Raw genomic sequence first — 16,613 nt, forward strand, 5'->3', positions numbered from 1 at the left:
CGATCTTCCTCAATATCGCCGCCGCGAGGCTTTGGATTGAATCTCTTGTCAACGGGACCTAAATGATCTTACTCTTCATTTAAAAAATGAATGTGCTCAACACTCCTGGCTCGGTTATTTTGACACCTCACGCCAAAGGTCAATGTGACCGTCTTTGGCGTAGTGATCGATTTTTGTGAGCTCTTCCGCAGTAAAGGTCAGGTTTTTTAGAGAATCCAGAGACTCATCCAGTTGGTGAACATTTTTTGCTCCGATGAGCGCTGACGTTACACGCTCGTCGCGTAAAACCCAGGCAATGGCCATCTGAGCCAGACTCTGTCCGCGTTTTTGTGCAATATCATTCAATGCACGCACATGAGCCAGATTGTCTTCTGTCAGCATTTCCGGAGAGAATGATGTTCCGGCCGAGGCTCTTGAGCCTTCCGGAATGCCCTTGAGATATTTGTCTGTTAGCAGACCCTGAGCCAGAGGTGAAAAGGCAATACAGCCGACGCCCAGATCTTCCAGCGTCTCCAGGAGACTGACTTCTATCCAGCGGTTCAGGAGTGAATACGAGGGTTGATGGATCAGGAGTGGCACGCCCTCGCGGCGGAGAATTTCCGAGACCTGCCGCGTCCGTTCGGGACTATAAGACGAGATTCCAATATATAACGCCTTGCCCTGACGGTGCATCTGCACAAGCGCGCTGACCGTTTCTTCCAAAGGAACGTCGGGCGTGGGGCGATGCGAATAAAAGATGTCCACATAGTCCAGCCCCATACGTTTGAGGCTCTGATCCAAAGAGGCCAGAAGATATTTGCGCGAGCCTCCACTGCCGTAAGGGCCGGGCCACATATCCCAGCCGGCTTTGGAAGAAATGATCATCTCGTCGCGATAGGGCCTGAAATCGCGCCGCAGGATTTCTCCGAAATTTTCTTCGGCAGATCCATAGGGCGGGCCGTAATTATTGGCTAGATCGAAATGGGTGACACCCCGGTCGAACGCCCTGCGTATGGTGGCGCGACCTGTTTCGAATATGTCGACACCTCCGAAATTATGCCACAATCCCAAAGAGATAAGAGGAAGTTTCAGACCCGAACGGCCTGAGCGGCGAAATACAGCGCCGTCATAGCGCGAGGGTGAAGGAAGCCATTCCATGGTGTGATGTCCTTTTTTGATCGTGGAGGCGGGCTGGGATGGACTTTACGTCCATGAGGGAATGATGGCCCCGTGATAGGCTTCAAGCAGCTTGGCGCGGACATTGGGTTTTTGAAAAGCGCTCACCAGTGGCTGAACCCAAATGGCATGGGCGTCGGGCTCGTTTACGGCGATAAAATTGATGTAGGGATTGTTGTCCATACTCTCACGCGCCAGACGCTCCGATTTGAGGTCGATCCCCGCTTTGTAGGCCCATTCCGTAATCACGACGCCAGCATCCAGATCTGGCAGAGAACGCGCCAGAACAGGGTCATCCAGTTCCTTGATCGTCAGGTTTTTCGGATTTTCGGAAATATCGAGCGTGGTTGGCATCTCGCCCGCGTCAGGTGAAATCTTTAGTAACCCAAGAAATTGCAGGAGTTTAAGCGCACGCCCCTCGTTCGTAGGGTCGGCGGGAACACCGATCGTTGCCCCGTCAGGGATTGTGGAAAGTGTCTTCCATTTTTTCGAATAAAAGCCGATCGGTGCGAAATAAGTATTTCCAACAGGCACGATATGAGATCCCAGCGCAGTATTCTGGGCCTGAAGGTAAGGACCGTGTTGAAATGCGTTGGCGTCCAGATCTCCTGCCGCAAGGGCCGCGTTGATCGGATTGCCTTCAGAAAAAGTGACGACTTCGATGGTCAGGCCCGTCGCGCGGGCATTTTCCTGAACAATACGCCAGATATCCTCGTCTTCTCCGGACAGGATGCCGACCCGTACAGGCTTCGACTGCGCTTTTGCGGATGCTCCAATGAGAGATGTGGCAGCGAGGAGCGTGAGCAGTCTGCGACGCCCCAGAGAAATACCGGATATGGGCTGTGTCTGGCTGATAGGGCGATTACGCATGGTGCAGGACTTTCGAGGGAACGGCAGAGAAAAGATCACTGTGATGTCGGGCCGCAACATCGGGATGAGAGCGCAGCCGCCCTTTGAGTGTGTTCTGTCCGATCTGGGAAAAGAGGGGGTTGTCGGGATCCTGCGTGATCCCAACGCTGGAGTTTGCCAAGGCGTCCGGCAGCGGGAGGACTGGCATCGTGGCGTCGAGCTGTGCGCCGAGGAAAAAGGCTGCGGACAACCTGTCCCGTCCTGAGCTCGGGCTGACGACACGATGGATCGCAGCCTTGAAATATCCGCTTGTGGCGACTTCCAGCAATTCGCCGATGTTGACGATGAACGTCTCCGGTTGGGGCGGGGCCTGAAGCCACTCACCGTTTGCCAGTTCCACTTCCAGTCCGCCTTCATTGTCCTGAAGGATGAGCGAGAGGAGGTCGCTGTCTTTATGAGCGCCCACGCCCTGCCTTTCTCCGCCGCCATGCTGGCCGGGATAATGGATGAGTTTCAAAAGCTGGTAAGGCGTTTTGCTGACGACGGGATGAAAGGCATTTGCCGCCTGCCCCAGAGAGAGCGCAAGCGCTTCGAGGAGGCGCCTGAGGACATCCAGAACCTGCTCCTGCCATGACAGAACAGTCGCTTTGAGCTGTGGGAGTGTCGCTGGCCACTGGTTGGGGCCCTGTAGGCGCAGATAAGCCGGTTTGCCCTTCAGATCTTCCACAATGGCTCGTTCGGGACCGATATCGAGTTGCTCGCGCCAGTCCGCCTTGCCGCGTGTGATTTCTCTGCCGGCGTGATTATATCCTCTGAAATGTGGGGAATTCACCATAGAAATCTGTTCTTTCTGCTCCATTGGCAGAGAGAAAAATTCCTGTGCCTGCGTCATGAGGTCGGCATTCAGATCCGCCGAGATCCCATGTCCTTTCAGGTAGAAGAAGCCGTATTCGTGGGCGGCGTTACGCAGAGATTCAAGGAAAAACTCGTCTGGGGTCTGCTGATCCTGCCACAGGGACAGGTCGATGGTTGGTAGAGAAAGAGTGCTCTGCGTCATACACGTAACCACTTTCGGCTCTGAATTTTTGCCGCTGGGACCTGTTTTGCGACAGGTTTCAGGGGCGTGTGTCCTCATATAGTCCTCCATAAAACGCGACATATATTAAATCCACATCAATATGTTGTTTGACTAAAAAAACACTATGAAATAATCAACAAAAGATAAATTTCCTTGAAAGAACGTTTATGCGTAGTGGTTATGTCCTGGCGCCACTTCTTGTTGGCCTTTCGTTTTCCGGGACCTTTTCGGGGGCCGTTGCGGCCGAAAACACATCGGCTCAGGATAGTTCCAGCGTGAAAAAACAGTCCAGAAAAGAGACTGTTGTCAAAAAAACAACGCCTGTCGTCAGGACAGAACAGGCTGTGGCTGACGAACCGGAGCAGGTCATCGTGACAGGCACCCGAGATCCCTCTCAGACGGCGGCCCGCAGCATCAGCCCCATTACGATCATCGGGGGCAACCAGCTTCGGGCAACGGGCATGACGGACATCCGGGAGGCGCTGGTCCAGCTTTCTCCTTCCATCAGCCGTGAGGTCAACGGCTCGGATCAGGGATCGGTCATTGATGCACTGAGCCTGCGGGGATTGAATGCCGATCAGACTCTGGTGTTGGTCAATGGCAAAAGACGACATACGACAGCCGCCATCGCTGTAGATGCTTCATCGCAGCAGGGAACGACCCCTGTTGATCTGGATATGATCCCGATTTCTGCTGTCGATCACATCGAGATCCTGCAGGATGGTGCGGCCGCGCAGTACGGCTCAGATGCCATTGCAGGCGTGATTAACGTCATTCTGAGATCCAACAATCACGGTATCCATCTTCAGGCTGTTAATGGCGGCTATGCTGCGGGAGATGGCTTTACGACTGGCGAAAACCTGAATGCAGGTTTCAAGCTGGGCAATCGGGGATTCCTGAACCTTAGTGCAGAATTCAAACATCAGGATCGCACACAGAGAACCGGGATTGACCCACGGACGGGCAAAAACAACGATCTGGCAACGGGTCAGCCTCAGGTGACGCGTGAGTCCATCGAGACGAATTTCGGCTATCATTTAACGGATGCCATAGAGCTCTATGGCTTTGGGACATTCACGCACCGTGATGCCGAGCGTTGGGCTTTTCTGCGTGCTCCGAGCACTACCGCGGCTGACGGGCTTTTGGGCATGTATCCGAACGGGTTTGAACCCGTCGAAACCATGCCTGAGAATGATTATGGCTTCACGCTCGGTTTTCGAGGAAAACGACTTTACGGTTTTGACTGGGATCTGAGTTCCACGATCGGTGGAGACCACGACACGCTGGGAGATTATAATTCCGCCAATGCGGATGCTTATAAAGAGACAGGATATTCCCCGTCGCGTTTCTATCTTGGAAGTTATTCCAACCAGCAATGGACGAATAATCTCGATATTCGGCGCGGCGTAGATCTTCCGTTTTTGTATAGCCCATTGAATATTGCGTTTGGTGGTGAATACCGTCGTGATACCTATTCCATCGGCTCAGGAGAGCCGTTGTCGTATTATCTGAGTGGTGCGCAGGGATATCAGGGCGAAACGCCTCAGGATGCCGTTAACGCAGCCAGACACGTCGCAGCCGCCTATGTTGATTTCTCGACGCAGATCGTCAAACGCTGGCGGGTGGATCTTGCCGGACGGTTTGAGCATTATGACGATGTTGGAAATGCGCGGACGGGAAAAATCTCCACGCGATATGATATCAACCGCTTCATTGGATTTCGCGGTACCGCCAGCACCGGCTTTCGTGCTCCGACCCTTGCGGAACAGAATTTTGCGGCTTTCATCTCCAGTCCGAACTATGCAACCGGACAGATTGCGGCCAACTCACCCGCTGCGCGCGCTTTGGGCTCGCCTGGCCTCAGACCGGAAACATCCACCAATTTCAGTGCGGGTATGATCCTGAATCCGTTGCCGCGGCTTCACATCAATGTTGATGGTTATACAATCTACATCAAGCATCGGATCGTTGACGGAGGGTACGCTTCAGGTGCCCGGGCTGTAGAAGCCTATGCCGCAGCGGGCGTGGATACGTCCGGATTTTCTGGCGATGAATCTGCGGTCAGCACAAATTACTTCACGAATGGCGCCAGTACCCGGACAACCGGCCTTGATATTACGGCGCATTATTCTTCGGACTTTGGGCGTTATGGCAAAGTGGACTGGGATGCTGCCGTCAATTTCAACCATACCAATGTCAGAAACATTGCCCGGACCGGGGAGGGGGTTCCGGTTCTGAACGCTCAGCAGATCAGTTTGATGTCAACGGAAAACCCGTCCAACAAGCTGATTTTTGGAGGAACCTGGCGTCAGGGAAAATGGACGGTCGCCGTTCACGAAATTCGTTATGGGCATACGACGTCTGACCTGACATTCGTTTCGGGAAGCAATGCTTTTTCGACAACGAATTTTTATCATCAGATCAACCGTCCGCGCTTTGTGACCAATCTTGAAGTCGGTTATCAGGTTCTTCCTCAACTTAATCTGGCGCTGGGCGGCAACAATGTCGGAAACGCCCATCCCAGCCGTGTGCCGTCCTTTACGGCGGATTATAACAACAATCTCTACGACACACTCAGTCAGCAGTTGTCCGAAGAGGGTGGTTTTTACTATCTTCGGGCTGATCTTTCTCTTTGAATATGATGGTAATGCAGAATACAGGCGTGGCTGAAGCGAATGAGATGTTGAAAGTTGAAGGTCTGTCCAAGATCTTCAACGGCCATTATGCGCTGGAAAATATCGGCTTTTCCGTTCATCGCGGTGAAATTGTAGGGCTCATTGGGCGTTCGGGAGCAGGGAAAACGACCTTGCTTCGTTGCCTGAATGGCGCAGAAAACCTGGATTCAGGCCACGTTCTCGTTGAAGGAAAAAATCTTAGCGTTCTTAAAGAACGTGAGCTGCTTGCTCTTCGACAACGGATCGGTCTTGTTTTTCAGGGGTTCAATCTTCTGCAGTCCCGGACTGTGGCGGGCAATATTTCTCTTGGTCTGGAAATTTTGGGAGTTCCCAAAAAAGAGCGGCAGCAGCGTATTCAGGAGCTGATCCATCTGGTCGGCCTTGAAGGACATGAGACAAAATATCCCTCGCAGCTTTCCGGAGGGCAAAAACAAAGGGTGGGGATCGCAAGGGCGCTGGCGGGTCATCCAGCTCTTTTGTTGTGTGACGAAGCAACGTCCGCGCTGGACCCTGAAGCGACGACGTCAATTCTCGCTCTTCTTGAAACCATTAATAAAGAGCTTGGCGTTACGATCATTCTCATTACGCACGAAATGGATGTTATCCGCCGGTTGGCTCATCGAGTGCTTGTTCTCGATCAGGGGCGTATTGTTGAAGATATTTCAAATGAATTACTGAACAGGGGGGAGGCGAAACACGCCCTAACGCGGTCCTTCATCAGTCGTGAAAATGTAGAGGACATGGAGGCCGCCGGATATGCATCATCAGGTTTTTGATCTGTTTTTCAAAGCTACACTGGCGACGCTCGAAATGGTTTTTGCGTCTGCTGCAATTGCCGTTCTCTTCGGATTGCCTCTTGCTGTTCTGCTCACCATCACGAGGCCGGGGGGACTATGGCCTGTTCGCCCCATCGGTCGGCTTCTTGGAATTGTGGTTGATCTGACAAGAGCCGTGCCGTTCATTATTCTTCTTGTTGTCCTGATCCCTTTTACGCGCTTTGTCATGGGAACGGCTCTTGGGACGGCTGCGGCCATCGTGCCACTGTCCATTACCGCGATCCCCTATTTCGCGCGGATTGCGGAAGTTTCATTAAGAGAGGTGTCCCCTGAGCTGATTGACGCGGTTCGCGCCATGGGGGCGACACGGACGAAAGTCGTGCGCTCTGTCCTTATACCTGAGGCTTTGCCAGGTCTGGTCTCCGGCCTGACCGTCACGCTGGTCACACTCATCAGCGCCTCCGCCATGGCGGGGGTTGTCGGCGCAGGCGGACTGGGAGATCTCGCAATCCGCTACGGATATCAACGCTTTAATACAGTCATGATGTTATGGGTGGTGAGTATTCTTGTTGTGCTGACAATTCTTGTTCAGATTGTGGGAAATGCGGTTTCTGCCCGATTGAGGAAGAACTTTACATAAGCAAGGTGCTTCTCAGGTTGGTATTTTCTTGGGTAGCTCTGGCGCTACTAAGCAAAAAATACCAACCCTGCTCAGGATCAAAGATCCCCCCAAATCCATGTTATGAAATCGTAGCTCGGGGGGAGACCGTGGTGCATCCCAAAAGGGATGACACATATTTCGGTGTGTTATTCTGGTGTATCAATCATCTAAATCATGACCGTCATCCGGGCCTTTAAGCTGGCGGCTTTTTTCACCAGTGACGCTGATAGGAGTGTCGCCGCGCACGGTGATCCGGCGCAGGAGGCGGGGATGGGTATCGAAGTCGGCCGTGGCATAGTGCTGCGTGGCGCGGTTGTCCCAGATTGCGACATCACCGGGCTTCCAGTTCCAGCGGACGGTGTTGTCGATCTGCGTGATGTAGGACTGAAAGATTTCCAGTAACCGGTTCGCGTGCTGGGTTGGGATTCCGCGGATTTCTTTGAAGAAATGACCCAAAACAAGTGTGCGTTCGCCGGTTTCCGGGTGGACGCGGACGACCGGGTGCTCAGTTTCATAAATCTTTGAGATGAAGCTTGCGCGAAAGTTGGCAATTTCCTCATGACGAAGGTCGTATTTGTAAAAATTGGTATCGTAGTCGTTGCCATGAACCGCCCAGAGCGTGTCGGCGAGTTGTTGGAGTGGAGCGGGCAGGTCGTCATAGGCCGTGGCCGTATTGGCCCAGAGAGTGCTGCCACCATAAGGCGGGATCGTGATGGCGCGCAGAATAGACGCTTTGGGATAGGCGGGGACGAACGTGACATCTGTATGCCAGGAATCCGTGGAGCGGCCGTTGCGGGAGTTCAGCTCGAACGTATAGGGGGTGCCATCTGCGGCTGGGATGGTCGGATGGAGGATCGGGTCTCCGAAAACGCGGCTGAGTGTTTCGTGCTGGGCGTCATCGAGAAACTGATCGCGCAGGAAGATCACCTTGTGGCGCAGCAGGGCGTCATGAAGAAACGCCTTGTGTTCTTCGGGCAAAGGCTCTCGGGTATTGATGCCATGAATGACGGCACCGATGCGGGACGTCACCTTTTCGGCACTGAGGGTGTCGGCGAAGGCGGGTTCGTTGGGGACAAGGCGGAGGGTCGTCATGAGGGAAGTCCTTCGGGCTGGGGGACTGCGGTGCTGTTGAGAGGACGGTCAGGGCGTGTGAGGGGCGGGGGTGTGATGAAAAAAGTGAGGATGGCGCTGGCCAGAAAAAGTGCGGCGTAAATGAGGATGATTCCCTGCGTGCCGACAGCACCTTCAAAGGCATAGACGATGAAGGGGCCAATCCAGACGCTGCTGCCGGCGCCGAGGTTCAGCAGGGACATGGCGATGCCCTTGTGATCCGGTAAAAGAGACGGCGTCAGGGCCGAGAGCGGCACATATCCGGCAAGCGTCATCCCGAAGACGGCAGCAGAGGCGTAGACTGTGAACAGGCTGCTTTGGGCGTAGAGTAGGGGAATCCAGTACAGTCCGACGCAGCTCAACGCGCTGCCGATGCCGCCGAACCAAATCACGGTCTGGCGCCAGGAAATATAGTCGCTGGCAAAACCGATCAGCAGGTTGAAGACGATATTGCTGGCGAAGATGATTTCCAGAAACCGGATCCACACATCCTGCGACAGGCCCAGTCGGCTGGTGAAGAAAAAGGGCATGAAGACGATCAGGCCATGTGTGGCGCTGGAATTGACTGCGCGTACGATGCAGGCCAGTCCCACGCCCGGATTGTGACGGATCTGGCGGGCTGTTTCGCGTAGGGTCGGGGCGATATCCTTTAGGCTCCCTTTCTGCGACCGAGGCGTGGCAGGCAGGGGCAGGATGGCGAGAACGCCCCCCGCTCCTACGCCAAGCAGGGCGATCCAGAGCGTAACGTACTGGCCGTACACCGGCAGCAGGAGTTGCGCCACGATGGAGCCGACCGTGGGCAGGCCGCAGGTGAAGCAGAACCAGAACAGGCCGACGGCCCGTCCCAGACGGTCCTGCCGGACCGTAGTGACGAGCAGGGTCAGCAGCCCATAGGAGAACAGCGGATAACCTGCGCCTCGTAATCCGTAGGTCAGCAGCAGGAGCGCGGGAGAGTGGGCCGGAATGGCCACGCCAAGGAACAGGATCTGCGGGAGAACCCAGAACAGCAAGCCTGCCGTCATGACCGTGCGGCTGCTGAAAATATCGCATAGCAGGCCCGAGAACCAGGCCGCCAGGGCAGCAGCCAGACCATAGGCCGTAAAAAGGAGGGCGACGAAGTGCTCCGTTTGGCCCGTCTGGACCAGAAACGGCGACAGATAGCCGACCTCGACACCATCTCCGATCATGAAAACCAGCAGCCCGGCATATTGCAGTGCGAAGCTCCGTGGCAGGCGGCTGGCGGGCAGGAGTGAGGCGGTGGGAACCATCGTCTGCATCTCAGAAATCCGCATGAACCGCGCCAAAATACTGGCGTGGGGCACCGAGGACGACGGACTGGTAATCGCCGGCCATGGGATAGCCGTTCTGGCCCATGGTGGAGATGTATTTCACGTTCGTCAGGTTATAGACGTTGAAGTCCAGCGAGAGGTGTTGGACGAAACCTGTATGGGACAGGCGGTGGAGTTGTTTGCTCAGGTCGTAGCGGGCGCCGAAATTGGTCAGCCAGTAGGACGGGACTTTGGTATCTCCCGTATAGCTGAGGTTACGTTTGCCGACATACTGGGCCTCGATATGAGCCTGAAGGTCATGCCATGTGTAGGACAGATCGGCATGGTACATCAGGCGCGGATAGGCCACGACCTGCTGACCCTTGATGTTGTAGGTCACCCGCGATCCATTGATGGTCTGGGTGATGTTGTCATCATAAACAGCGTGATTGTAGCTGATGCTGTTGGTCAGGCTCAGCCCTTTGACGGGGGTGAGCGTGACAGCACCGTCCACGCCGCTCATCGTCACGCCGCCGACATTCTGGATGGTGGTGTAAGGCTGTGTTGTCGGGCCGGTAGAGATGCGTTGCAGGCGGTTGGAAAAGATCGTGTGGTAGCCGTAGAGCGAGCCGCTGATGAGACGGCCGGTGTAGCGATATCCGCCAGCGAAGTTCCAGTCGGTTTCAGGTTGCAGGCTACTTTTGGATGCCAGATAGGATGCCTGCGAGGTCGAGAACGGTGATGAGCCGCTGTTATAGCCCGAGACCGGATAGACCTTCACGTTCTCCGCAATATCGAAATAAAGCTGATGGCCGGGAGCAAAGCGCCATTCTCCGCTGAAATGCGGGAGGAAAGGTTTGCTGGAGGTGAGGGAATCTCCGCCTGCAATCGCAGTGGTGCGGGTGTAGGTCTGCCAGTTGGCGAGGGCACCGACGCGACTGGTATTCAGGACGGAACGGAAACCGGCATGCAGGGCGATGGTGTTCGTGACGTGATAGGTATCCTGAAAATAGGCGACAAAGGTGTTGGTGTTGAAGACCTGTCGATAGCCATTCTGGAACGGGTTCTTGAGATTATCGAGACCATTGACCGGCGTTGCGGTGCCGTTGAGCACGTCTTCCAGCAGGGGTTCCTGATAGAGCGGTTTGCTGATGTCGAAATGGGTGTTTTCGTACCACAGTCCCGCATTCAGCACGTTATGCGCGATGCGGTAGGACAGGGACGTCGTGAAGCCGAAGCGGTCCGTATCGGGCTGCGTGACCTGATCGATCAGCGGGGCGCCATTGGGCGATGCGATCAGCGGGCTTGCAACCGATCCACGCTGGTAGGAACGATGTCCATAAGCGGTGCTTTGCCAGCGCAGGCGGTCGGTTAAAGCGAGATCGGCCGAGACGCCGCCGATATAGGAATGCTGCATCTGCGCGCCCTCGTAATAGGACGCGGTGTAGGGGCTCTTGAGGTTGGCATAGGCAGCCGGAACCTGTCCGCCGGGCAGACCGCGCTGGGCCAGTGCCAGACGATAGGCTTTCTCATATCCTCCGGGTTGTCCGATGAAATTGTCGATCGCGTAGCCACCGTGGTTGAACATATCCAGGCTGTAGTCCTGGTAGTTCTGCATCTGAAGATCCGCGTAATCGAAGAAGGCCGTGATGCGGCTGTCCTGCCCGATGGGGTGCAGAACCTTTGCATTGACCTGCTGCATGAACTGATCCTGTCCGCCACGCCATTTGTTGGTGTCGTTACGGGCATAGGAGACATAAAAACGCGTCCCCTGCGGGTTCAGATCGCCGCTTTCGAGCCGCAGAAATGTGCGGTACATTTCATTGCTCCCAAAGGTCTGGTTCACGCTTGCGCCGCGCTTATGGGACGGATCGCGGGAGATGAACTGCACCGTGCCACCCAGATTGGATGTGCTGGCGACGCTTTCCGAACCCGTGGAGGCCGAGACGTCCATTCGCTCGATATTTTCGGACGAAATGGCAGATGTCGGGCTGAGGCCGTTGACATTGCTGAACTGCTGGTCGCCCAGCGGGATGCCATCCAGCGTCATGCCGATCTGGCTTTGATCGAAACCATGCATCAGGAACGAGTTCTGCCAGGTGTTCACGCCCTGCGGGTCACCGGAATTGAACAGCACGCCGGGCAGGCGCGTCAGGGCCTTGAGTGGGTTCGTGCCGGCGACATACTCGCGGATGGTGGCGGCGGAGACGGGGTTGGACACCCAGTTGGCCTGCCGATGCCCCTCAATACCGATGTTCTCGGCAGTGTTGGAGGTCAGGGCGTGTGCCTTGGCAGACGGTTTGTGCGCCGACGCGGGTGTGGCGTGGCGGGGCTTCTCGCCGGGTTTGGCGACGGGTGCGTCTGTGGCAGCGAATGCCGTTGTGCTGACCGAGAGAGTCAGCAGAGCGATCAGAGAGACGGAGCTTCCGGACGTGCGGATGGTGTGACGATTGGAAAACGGAAAAGCAGGCATGAAAAAACACTCACAAGAAACAGGAAACGGGATTTTCAGATCTTGGGAGGATCAACAGCGCCAGGCTGGATGGTCGGCGGAGGGATGCGCGGAAGCGTTCTGAGGGAAGAGGCTTTCGCGCAGGGTTTTGCCGGGTTTGGGCCTGATGCGACCCCGACGCTTCAGTTCCGGCAGGACGAGGCGGACGAAGTCGTTGTAACTGTCCGGATTGATGAGCTGGATCAGGTTCAGCCCGTCGGTTTCCGACTCTTCGAGCCAGCGTTCGATCTGGTCCGCGACGGTTGCAGGACTGCCGACGAAAGTTTTGGCCCGACCGAAGCCTTCTGCCGGACTCGTCGCTTCGGCGATGGTCCAGGACCGGCCGCTGATGGCGGGGTCGAACTGTTCAAGGACGGACTGGCTGGCCTCTGTCGGACGATAGGTCAAAACCTCGTCCGTCTGGTTCTTTGAGAAATCCACACCCGTCATGGAGGAATAATGGATGAGTGATCCGGTCGCGTCGTAGAACGCCTTGTATTCGGCAAATTTGCGGATGGCCTCGTCTTCCGTGTCGCCCACCACGACAGCGGCCGCGCAGATGAAGCGCAGGCTTTCGGGATCGCGGCCCTCGCGCGCGGCTTCCTCGCGGATGCGTCGGACGTTCTTTCGCGTTCCCTCCGCCCCGGCGCCGACGACGAAAATGACTTCCGCATGCCGGGCCGCGAAAGCGCCACCGCGAGCGGAGGCACCAGCCTGAAGAAGAACGGGAACGCGCTGCGGGCTTGGTTCGGCGGTATGGCCGTCCGGAACGCGATAATACCGGCCGTCATGACGGATGGGATGAACCTTTTCCGGGTCTGTATAGATCCATTCACCGGATGCCGTCTGGCCGCGGATGACGGCGTCTTCTTCCCAGGATTTCAGCCAGAGCTTGTAGACGATATCCATGAATTCGTCTGCGCGATCATAGCGTTCGTCGTGTGGGATCTGGTGGTCCAGTCCAAGATTTCGGGCCGCGCTCTCCTGCTGGGACGTCACAATATTCCAGCCCAGACGTCCTTTGGTCAGATGATCGAGGGTCGTCAGTTTGCGGGCGAGCAGATAGGGATGCTCATAGGTCGTGGACAGCGTGATACCAAAACCAAGCGATGTGGTCGCCGCTGCCATTGCGGACACGAGTAAAAGCGGATCGATCAATGGGGACTGGATGCCGTGTTTCAGGGCAGCGTCGGGGCTGTTGCCATAAACGTCAATCTGGCCGAGAGCGTCCGCGATAAACAGGGCATCAAACCCGGCATCATCCAGCGTGCGGGCCAGTTCGGTCCAGTATGTGATGTCCTTATAGCGATATGTCTGGTCAGCGGGGTGGCGCCACAGCCCGTAATTCAGATGCGAAACCGTCGCCATCGTGAAACCGTTGAGGATGATGTGCTGCCCCATTACGCCACCCCCACGCGCCATTGGATCGGCGGCAGGGTGCCGTTGACGGCGTAATCTCCGACAACACGCGTGCGATAAACGCGCGGGTTGTGATTGCCCAGCGTGCGAACATTACGCCAGTGTCGATCCAGACCAGCCACGCGCAGGGTCGCGCCGCCGCTCAACGCATCGAACAGGGCGGTCGTGGCCTCCAGAACCAGCGGGAGGATGCGGTCCTGTACCTGCCAGACTTCGAGTTCGGCGCGGGCGACTGTGAGGTCGAGTTCCGGAGCCGGACTGTCCGCGACGGCCTGTATGGCGCGGGCGGCACGCTCAACGGCAGCGCTGGCGAGATAGGCACCACTGAACACATGACCGACGATTTCGAGAATCTGGGGGTCCTCAGCTGGCAGATCCGCATTGCCATGGCTGAAAGAGCGTTTGCGACGACGCACGGCATCTGCGACATCGGTTGCCGCAGCGCGGGCAATACCCGCGACAGTCGCCAGATGATAAAGTTGGAAGAAAGCCTGTGAATGCGGGAAGGCCGTATTGCCATAGCGCAGGTCGGCTTCTTCAGTGTGAACATTGTGGAAATGTGCGGTGCCACTGGCCGTCAGGCGTTGTCCAATTCCATCCCAGTCATCCACGATTTCAAGGCCCGGATCGTGACGAGCGGCCAGCGTCTTGACGGTCTGGCCATCTTCGGTGGTGCCGGTAACGGTGAGCCAGTCGGCGTAAAGGGAGCCAGTCGTGAAAAACTTGGAGCCGTTGATAACCCACTTTCCATCTGTTTGAGACAGGGTGGTGCTGAACAGATCGCGCTTGGAAGCTGGTCCTTCAGCAGCAGCGGCGCCTGCGGTTTGCCCTGCGCCAAGCCGGTCGAGCCATTTTGTGCGGTACGGTCCGGCAGCTTCAAACAGAAGATGTTCGACAAAACCAAAATGGGCCCTGAGCGCCTGTGCGACGTTTGAATCGGCTGACGCCAGCGTGGTGATCAGAGCGAACAGGTCTTCAAGGCTCGCGCCAGAACCGCCATGTGCAACGGGAACGCGAAGGGCTGTAAAGCCGCTCTCCTTAAGGAGACGGATTTGTTCGAAAGGCAGTTCTCGACTGAGTTCGGCCCGTAGCGCCTGTCTGCGGATCTGCTCGAAAACGGGAGCGAAACGTTCGTGCAGCGGTGTAACTTCACGGGCGTCTTTTCCCCAGAGAAGTGAGAGATCAGGAGCGGTATCGCCAGCGCCAGCGCGTATCGTCACATCTGCTCGTGAGAGGAGTGCGATATGTCCGGCAGAAGATAGAGAAGGTGTATCGATCGTCATGAAACAGGAACACCTCAGTTTCGAGTTATCAACTCTACAAAATAGTCAATAATTTATTATGCTCGATGCTGTATGTTGTTCCGAAGATAGTCAACATGATTCGTGAAAACTAAAAATAACTATATAAAATCGTATATAATGATTAATATTGGGTGGAATCTATAATTTCCAACGGGTTTTCAGAATTTTTGAGATATAAGGTGAATATATTCGGGAAGATATATAAATATAGTATGATTTATTAAAGACAAAAATTAGAAAAAATAATATTTATATAGATTCATGCTTATCTTAATATTTTCCTATATTTTTTTGGGGTCTTCGACGGCAATGTTGGTTCCTCCCCTTAAATTATTACGAAGTTGGTTCGTTATTCAGGGAGGATGAAGCTGCATGTATTTTAGATGACGGTGGCTAGTCCACTCCTCGTGCTGGCACGAATAATGCCAGCCGTTCGGATCAGTCATTCTATCTGTGAAGTTATAAATTGTGTCAGTAATGACCGCGGATTGTGAAACTGAAAGTCCGAGGCTCTCCGAAGATCATCCCATCATAAAACCCGGCCTGTCTGACATAGGTCTTGTCCGTCAGATTGGTGATGTTGCCAGCAACGTCGATCCACTTGGCCAAACGGTAGCGCGCCATAAGATTGATGAGTGTGTAACCACCCACACGCAGGTTGGAACTGTCATATTTCCCGTTGCCGAGCGGGCGGCCAGGATTGGTGGTCCATTCCGTGCTCGTCTGGCTGGAAATACCGCCGCCTATGCTCAGACGATGAAGCACACCGGGGAATGTATAGCTTGTGGTCAGGCGCACGAGATGGTGCGGGTCCTGCCGCTCGGTACTGACAGCCCGAATAGGGCGCAACACCCGCAATGCTGCAATTTCCGAGCGCTTTACTGAATGTATATTGTGTCAGTTCGTCATTATACCCGTTGAAAACGAAAACGATCTGATGCTCGTGTCCAAGAAAATGGATCGGGCCCGAGACATGAACATCCGCATTATCGCGCGCATCGGCATATTCTGCGTGAAGCGCGTTGAGGTAGCCACCTGTGCCATCCTGATTCCAGAAACCGGCATAGCCCCCGATATTTTTGGCAGCATTGTTGATTTTGGCAACGCCCAGATTGCTGTAGGAACTGCCTTGCGTCCGCATATAGCCGACCTTGAGGTGCCAGCCTGCTGAAAAATCATGATCGTAATTGATGAAAGCCGTGTACTGGTCGCGGGTAGCCTGGCTCCAGTCCGCTGCCGGGTTGGTGCTGCGGGGCAGGTGCGTGCGTGTACCGTCAGCATACCAGATCGGAACGTTGGTTCCCCATGAGGCGCCGTCATTACGGGTTCGTTCATACTGGAAGCCAAAACTCAGTGTATCCCGCACGGAGAGGTCGGCAGCGAAATTGGCAAGTGCGCCCAAACGGCTGACGTGCTCCCGGACGCGAAATGTATCCGTATCATCCCATGTGAAGACATATCGGCTGCGGATCGTGCCGGAATGATTCAACGGAGTGTTGATATCCGCCATGACACGATGCTCATTCCAGTTGCCCAGTCGAAGCAGGCCATTGGCTGAGAATTCTTTGGTTGGCGTTTTGCGCTGCAAATAAATGGTTGCGGACGGATCACCCGTCCCGCCCAGAAGACCATTGGCGCCACGGACGATCTGGACATTCTCATACAGATCCATGTTCATGGATGACCCAACGCCACTGAAGCTTGTAGTGGCATCAATCTGCATGCCATCGATTTTGTAGTTGGTGATATTGAAACCACGCGCACGATAGATCCCGTTGACAAAAGATTCAATCCAAAGCCTCGCGGCGGCGATATTGAGGAAGCTCA

The 16,613-nt window shown here is 55.2% G+C and carries 12 protein-coding genes and 1 pseudogene; 3 read left to right on the forward strand and 10 right to left on the reverse strand.

The window, feature by feature from the left end; genetic code table 11:
- Positions 1 to 114: 114 nt before the first annotated feature.
- The 3 genes from mgrA to GKO01_RS14705 are packed head-to-tail and all read right to left on the reverse strand — an operon-like array spanning position 115 to position 3,061.
- Entirely contained in the window at positions 115 to 1,137 is a 1,023-nt protein-coding gene (gene mgrA / locus GKO01_RS14695) for an L-glyceraldehyde 3-phosphate reductase (RefSeq protein ID WP_099287669.1), read from the reverse strand.
- 45 nt (positions 1,138 to 1,182) lie between these two features.
- Positions 1,183 to 2,025, reverse strand: a complete 843-nt coding sequence (locus GKO01_RS14700; RefSeq protein WP_099287670.1) for a MetQ/NlpA family ABC transporter substrate-binding protein — start codon at positions 2,023 to 2,025, stop codon at positions 1,183 to 1,185.
- Complete coding sequence (locus tag GKO01_RS14705; RefSeq protein ID WP_099287680.1) at positions 2,018 to 3,061, reverse strand: isopenicillin N synthase family dioxygenase; 1,044 nt, start codon at positions 3,059 to 3,061, stop codon at positions 2,018 to 2,020. The genes GKO01_RS14700 and GKO01_RS14705 overlap by 8 nt, the downstream gene beginning before the upstream one ends.
- A gap of 365 nt (positions 3,062 to 3,426) precedes the next feature.
- Here GKO01_RS14705 and GKO01_RS14710 point away from each other — a divergent pair, with 365 nt between their 5' ends.
- The 3 genes and pseudogenes from GKO01_RS14710 to GKO01_RS14720 all read left to right on the forward strand — a co-directional run bounded on the left by GKO01_RS14710 (position 3,427) and on the right by GKO01_RS14720 (position 7,173).
- Positions 3,427 to 5,718 (forward strand): TonB-dependent receptor plug domain-containing protein, encoded by a 2,292-nt coding sequence (locus GKO01_RS14710; protein ID WP_244901500.1) that lies wholly within the window; start codon positions 3,427 to 3,429, stop codon positions 5,716 to 5,718.
- Positions 5,719 to 5,762: 44 nt separating this feature from the next.
- Positions 5,763 to 6,410 (forward strand): annotated as a pseudogene (locus tag GKO01_RS14715) (methionine ABC transporter ATP-binding protein); the annotation flags it as partial.
- 103 nt (positions 6,411 to 6,513) lie between these two features.
- Positions 6,514 to 7,173 carry a methionine ABC transporter permease gene (locus GKO01_RS14720; protein WP_099287672.1) on the forward strand — a complete coding sequence of 220 codons (660 nt, stop codon included), beginning with the start codon at positions 6,514 to 6,516 and terminating at the stop codon, positions 7,171 to 7,173.
- Positions 7,174 to 7,353: 180 nt separating this feature from the next.
- On the opposite strand, the gene GKO01_RS14725 is transcribed toward GKO01_RS14720, so the two are convergent.
- The 7 genes from GKO01_RS14725 to GKO01_RS16400 form a co-directional block, all read right to left on the reverse strand.
- Positions 7,354 to 8,286, reverse strand: a complete 933-nt coding sequence (locus tag GKO01_RS14725) for a TauD/TfdA dioxygenase family protein (RefSeq protein ID WP_099287673.1) — start codon at positions 8,284 to 8,286, stop codon at positions 7,354 to 7,356.
- A complete protein-coding gene (locus tag GKO01_RS14730) occupies positions 8,283 to 9,596 on the reverse strand; it encodes an MFS transporter (RefSeq protein WP_099287674.1) in 1,314 nt (437 codons plus the stop codon). The genes GKO01_RS14725 and GKO01_RS14730 overlap by 4 nt, the downstream gene beginning before the upstream one ends.
- The gene (locus tag GKO01_RS14735) at positions 9,583 to 12,045 is read right to left on the reverse strand and encodes a TonB-dependent receptor (protein WP_099287675.1); all 2,463 of its coding nucleotides are present in this window, start codon (positions 12,043 to 12,045) and stop codon (positions 9,583 to 9,585) included. Before GKO01_RS14735 ends, GKO01_RS14730 begins: the two co-directional genes overlap by 14 nt.
- A gap of 51 nt (positions 12,046 to 12,096) precedes the next feature.
- Positions 12,097 to 13,464 (reverse strand): LLM class flavin-dependent oxidoreductase, encoded by a 1,368-nt coding sequence (locus GKO01_RS14740; RefSeq protein WP_099287676.1) that lies wholly within the window; start codon positions 13,462 to 13,464, stop codon positions 12,097 to 12,099.
- Positions 13,464 to 14,765 carry an acyl-CoA dehydrogenase family protein gene (locus GKO01_RS14745; protein WP_099287677.1) on the reverse strand — a complete coding sequence of 434 codons (1,302 nt, stop codon included), beginning with the start codon at positions 14,763 to 14,765 and terminating at the stop codon, positions 13,464 to 13,466. Before GKO01_RS14745 ends, GKO01_RS14740 begins: the two co-directional genes overlap by 1 nt.
- 492 nt (positions 14,766 to 15,257) lie before the next feature.
- Positions 15,258 to 15,437 carry a hypothetical protein gene (locus GKO01_RS16590; RefSeq protein WP_348537214.1) on the reverse strand — a complete coding sequence of 60 codons (180 nt, stop codon included), beginning with the start codon at positions 15,435 to 15,437 and terminating at the stop codon, positions 15,258 to 15,260.
- 16 nt (positions 15,438 to 15,453) lie between these two features.
- Positions 15,454 to 16,613: TonB-dependent siderophore receptor (locus tag GKO01_RS16400; protein WP_369690481.1), on the reverse strand; the 1,160-nt coding region annotated here is incomplete at its 5' end.

The organism is Gluconobacter kondonii, from assembly GCF_002723995.1.
Lineage (GTDB): Bacteria > Pseudomonadota > Alphaproteobacteria > Acetobacterales > Acetobacteraceae > Gluconobacter > Gluconobacter kondonii.

Coding starts and splice junctions, on each gene's coding strand:
- mgrA (WP_099287669.1), bottom strand. CDS start 1,137: ATGGAATGGCTTCCTTCACCCTCGCGCTATGACGGCGCTGTATTTCGC.
- GKO01_RS14700 (WP_099287670.1), bottom strand. CDS start 2,025: ATGCGTAATCGCCCTATCAGCCAGACACAGCCCATATCCGGTATTTCT.
- GKO01_RS14705 (WP_099287680.1), bottom strand. CDS start 3,061: ATGACGCAGAGCACTCTTTCTCTACCAACCATCGACCTGTCCCTGTGG.
- GKO01_RS14720 (WP_099287672.1), top strand. CDS start 6,514: ATGCATCATCAGGTTTTTGATCTGTTTTTCAAAGCTACACTGGCGACG.
- GKO01_RS14725 (WP_099287673.1), bottom strand. CDS start 8,286: ATGACGACCCTCCGCCTTGTCCCCAACGAACCCGCCTTCGCCGACACC.
- GKO01_RS14730 (WP_099287674.1), bottom strand. CDS start 9,596: ATGCGGATTTCTGAGATGCAGACGATGGTTCCCACCGCCTCACTCCTG.
- GKO01_RS14735 (WP_099287675.1), bottom strand. CDS start 12,045: ATGCCTGCTTTTCCGTTTTCCAATCGTCACACCATCCGCACGTCCGGA.
- GKO01_RS14740 (WP_099287676.1), bottom strand. CDS start 13,464: ATGGGGCAGCACATCATCCTCAACGGTTTCACGATGGCGACGGTTTCG.
- GKO01_RS14745 (WP_099287677.1), bottom strand. CDS start 14,765: ATGACGATCGATACACCTTCTCTATCTTCTGCCGGACATATCGCACTC.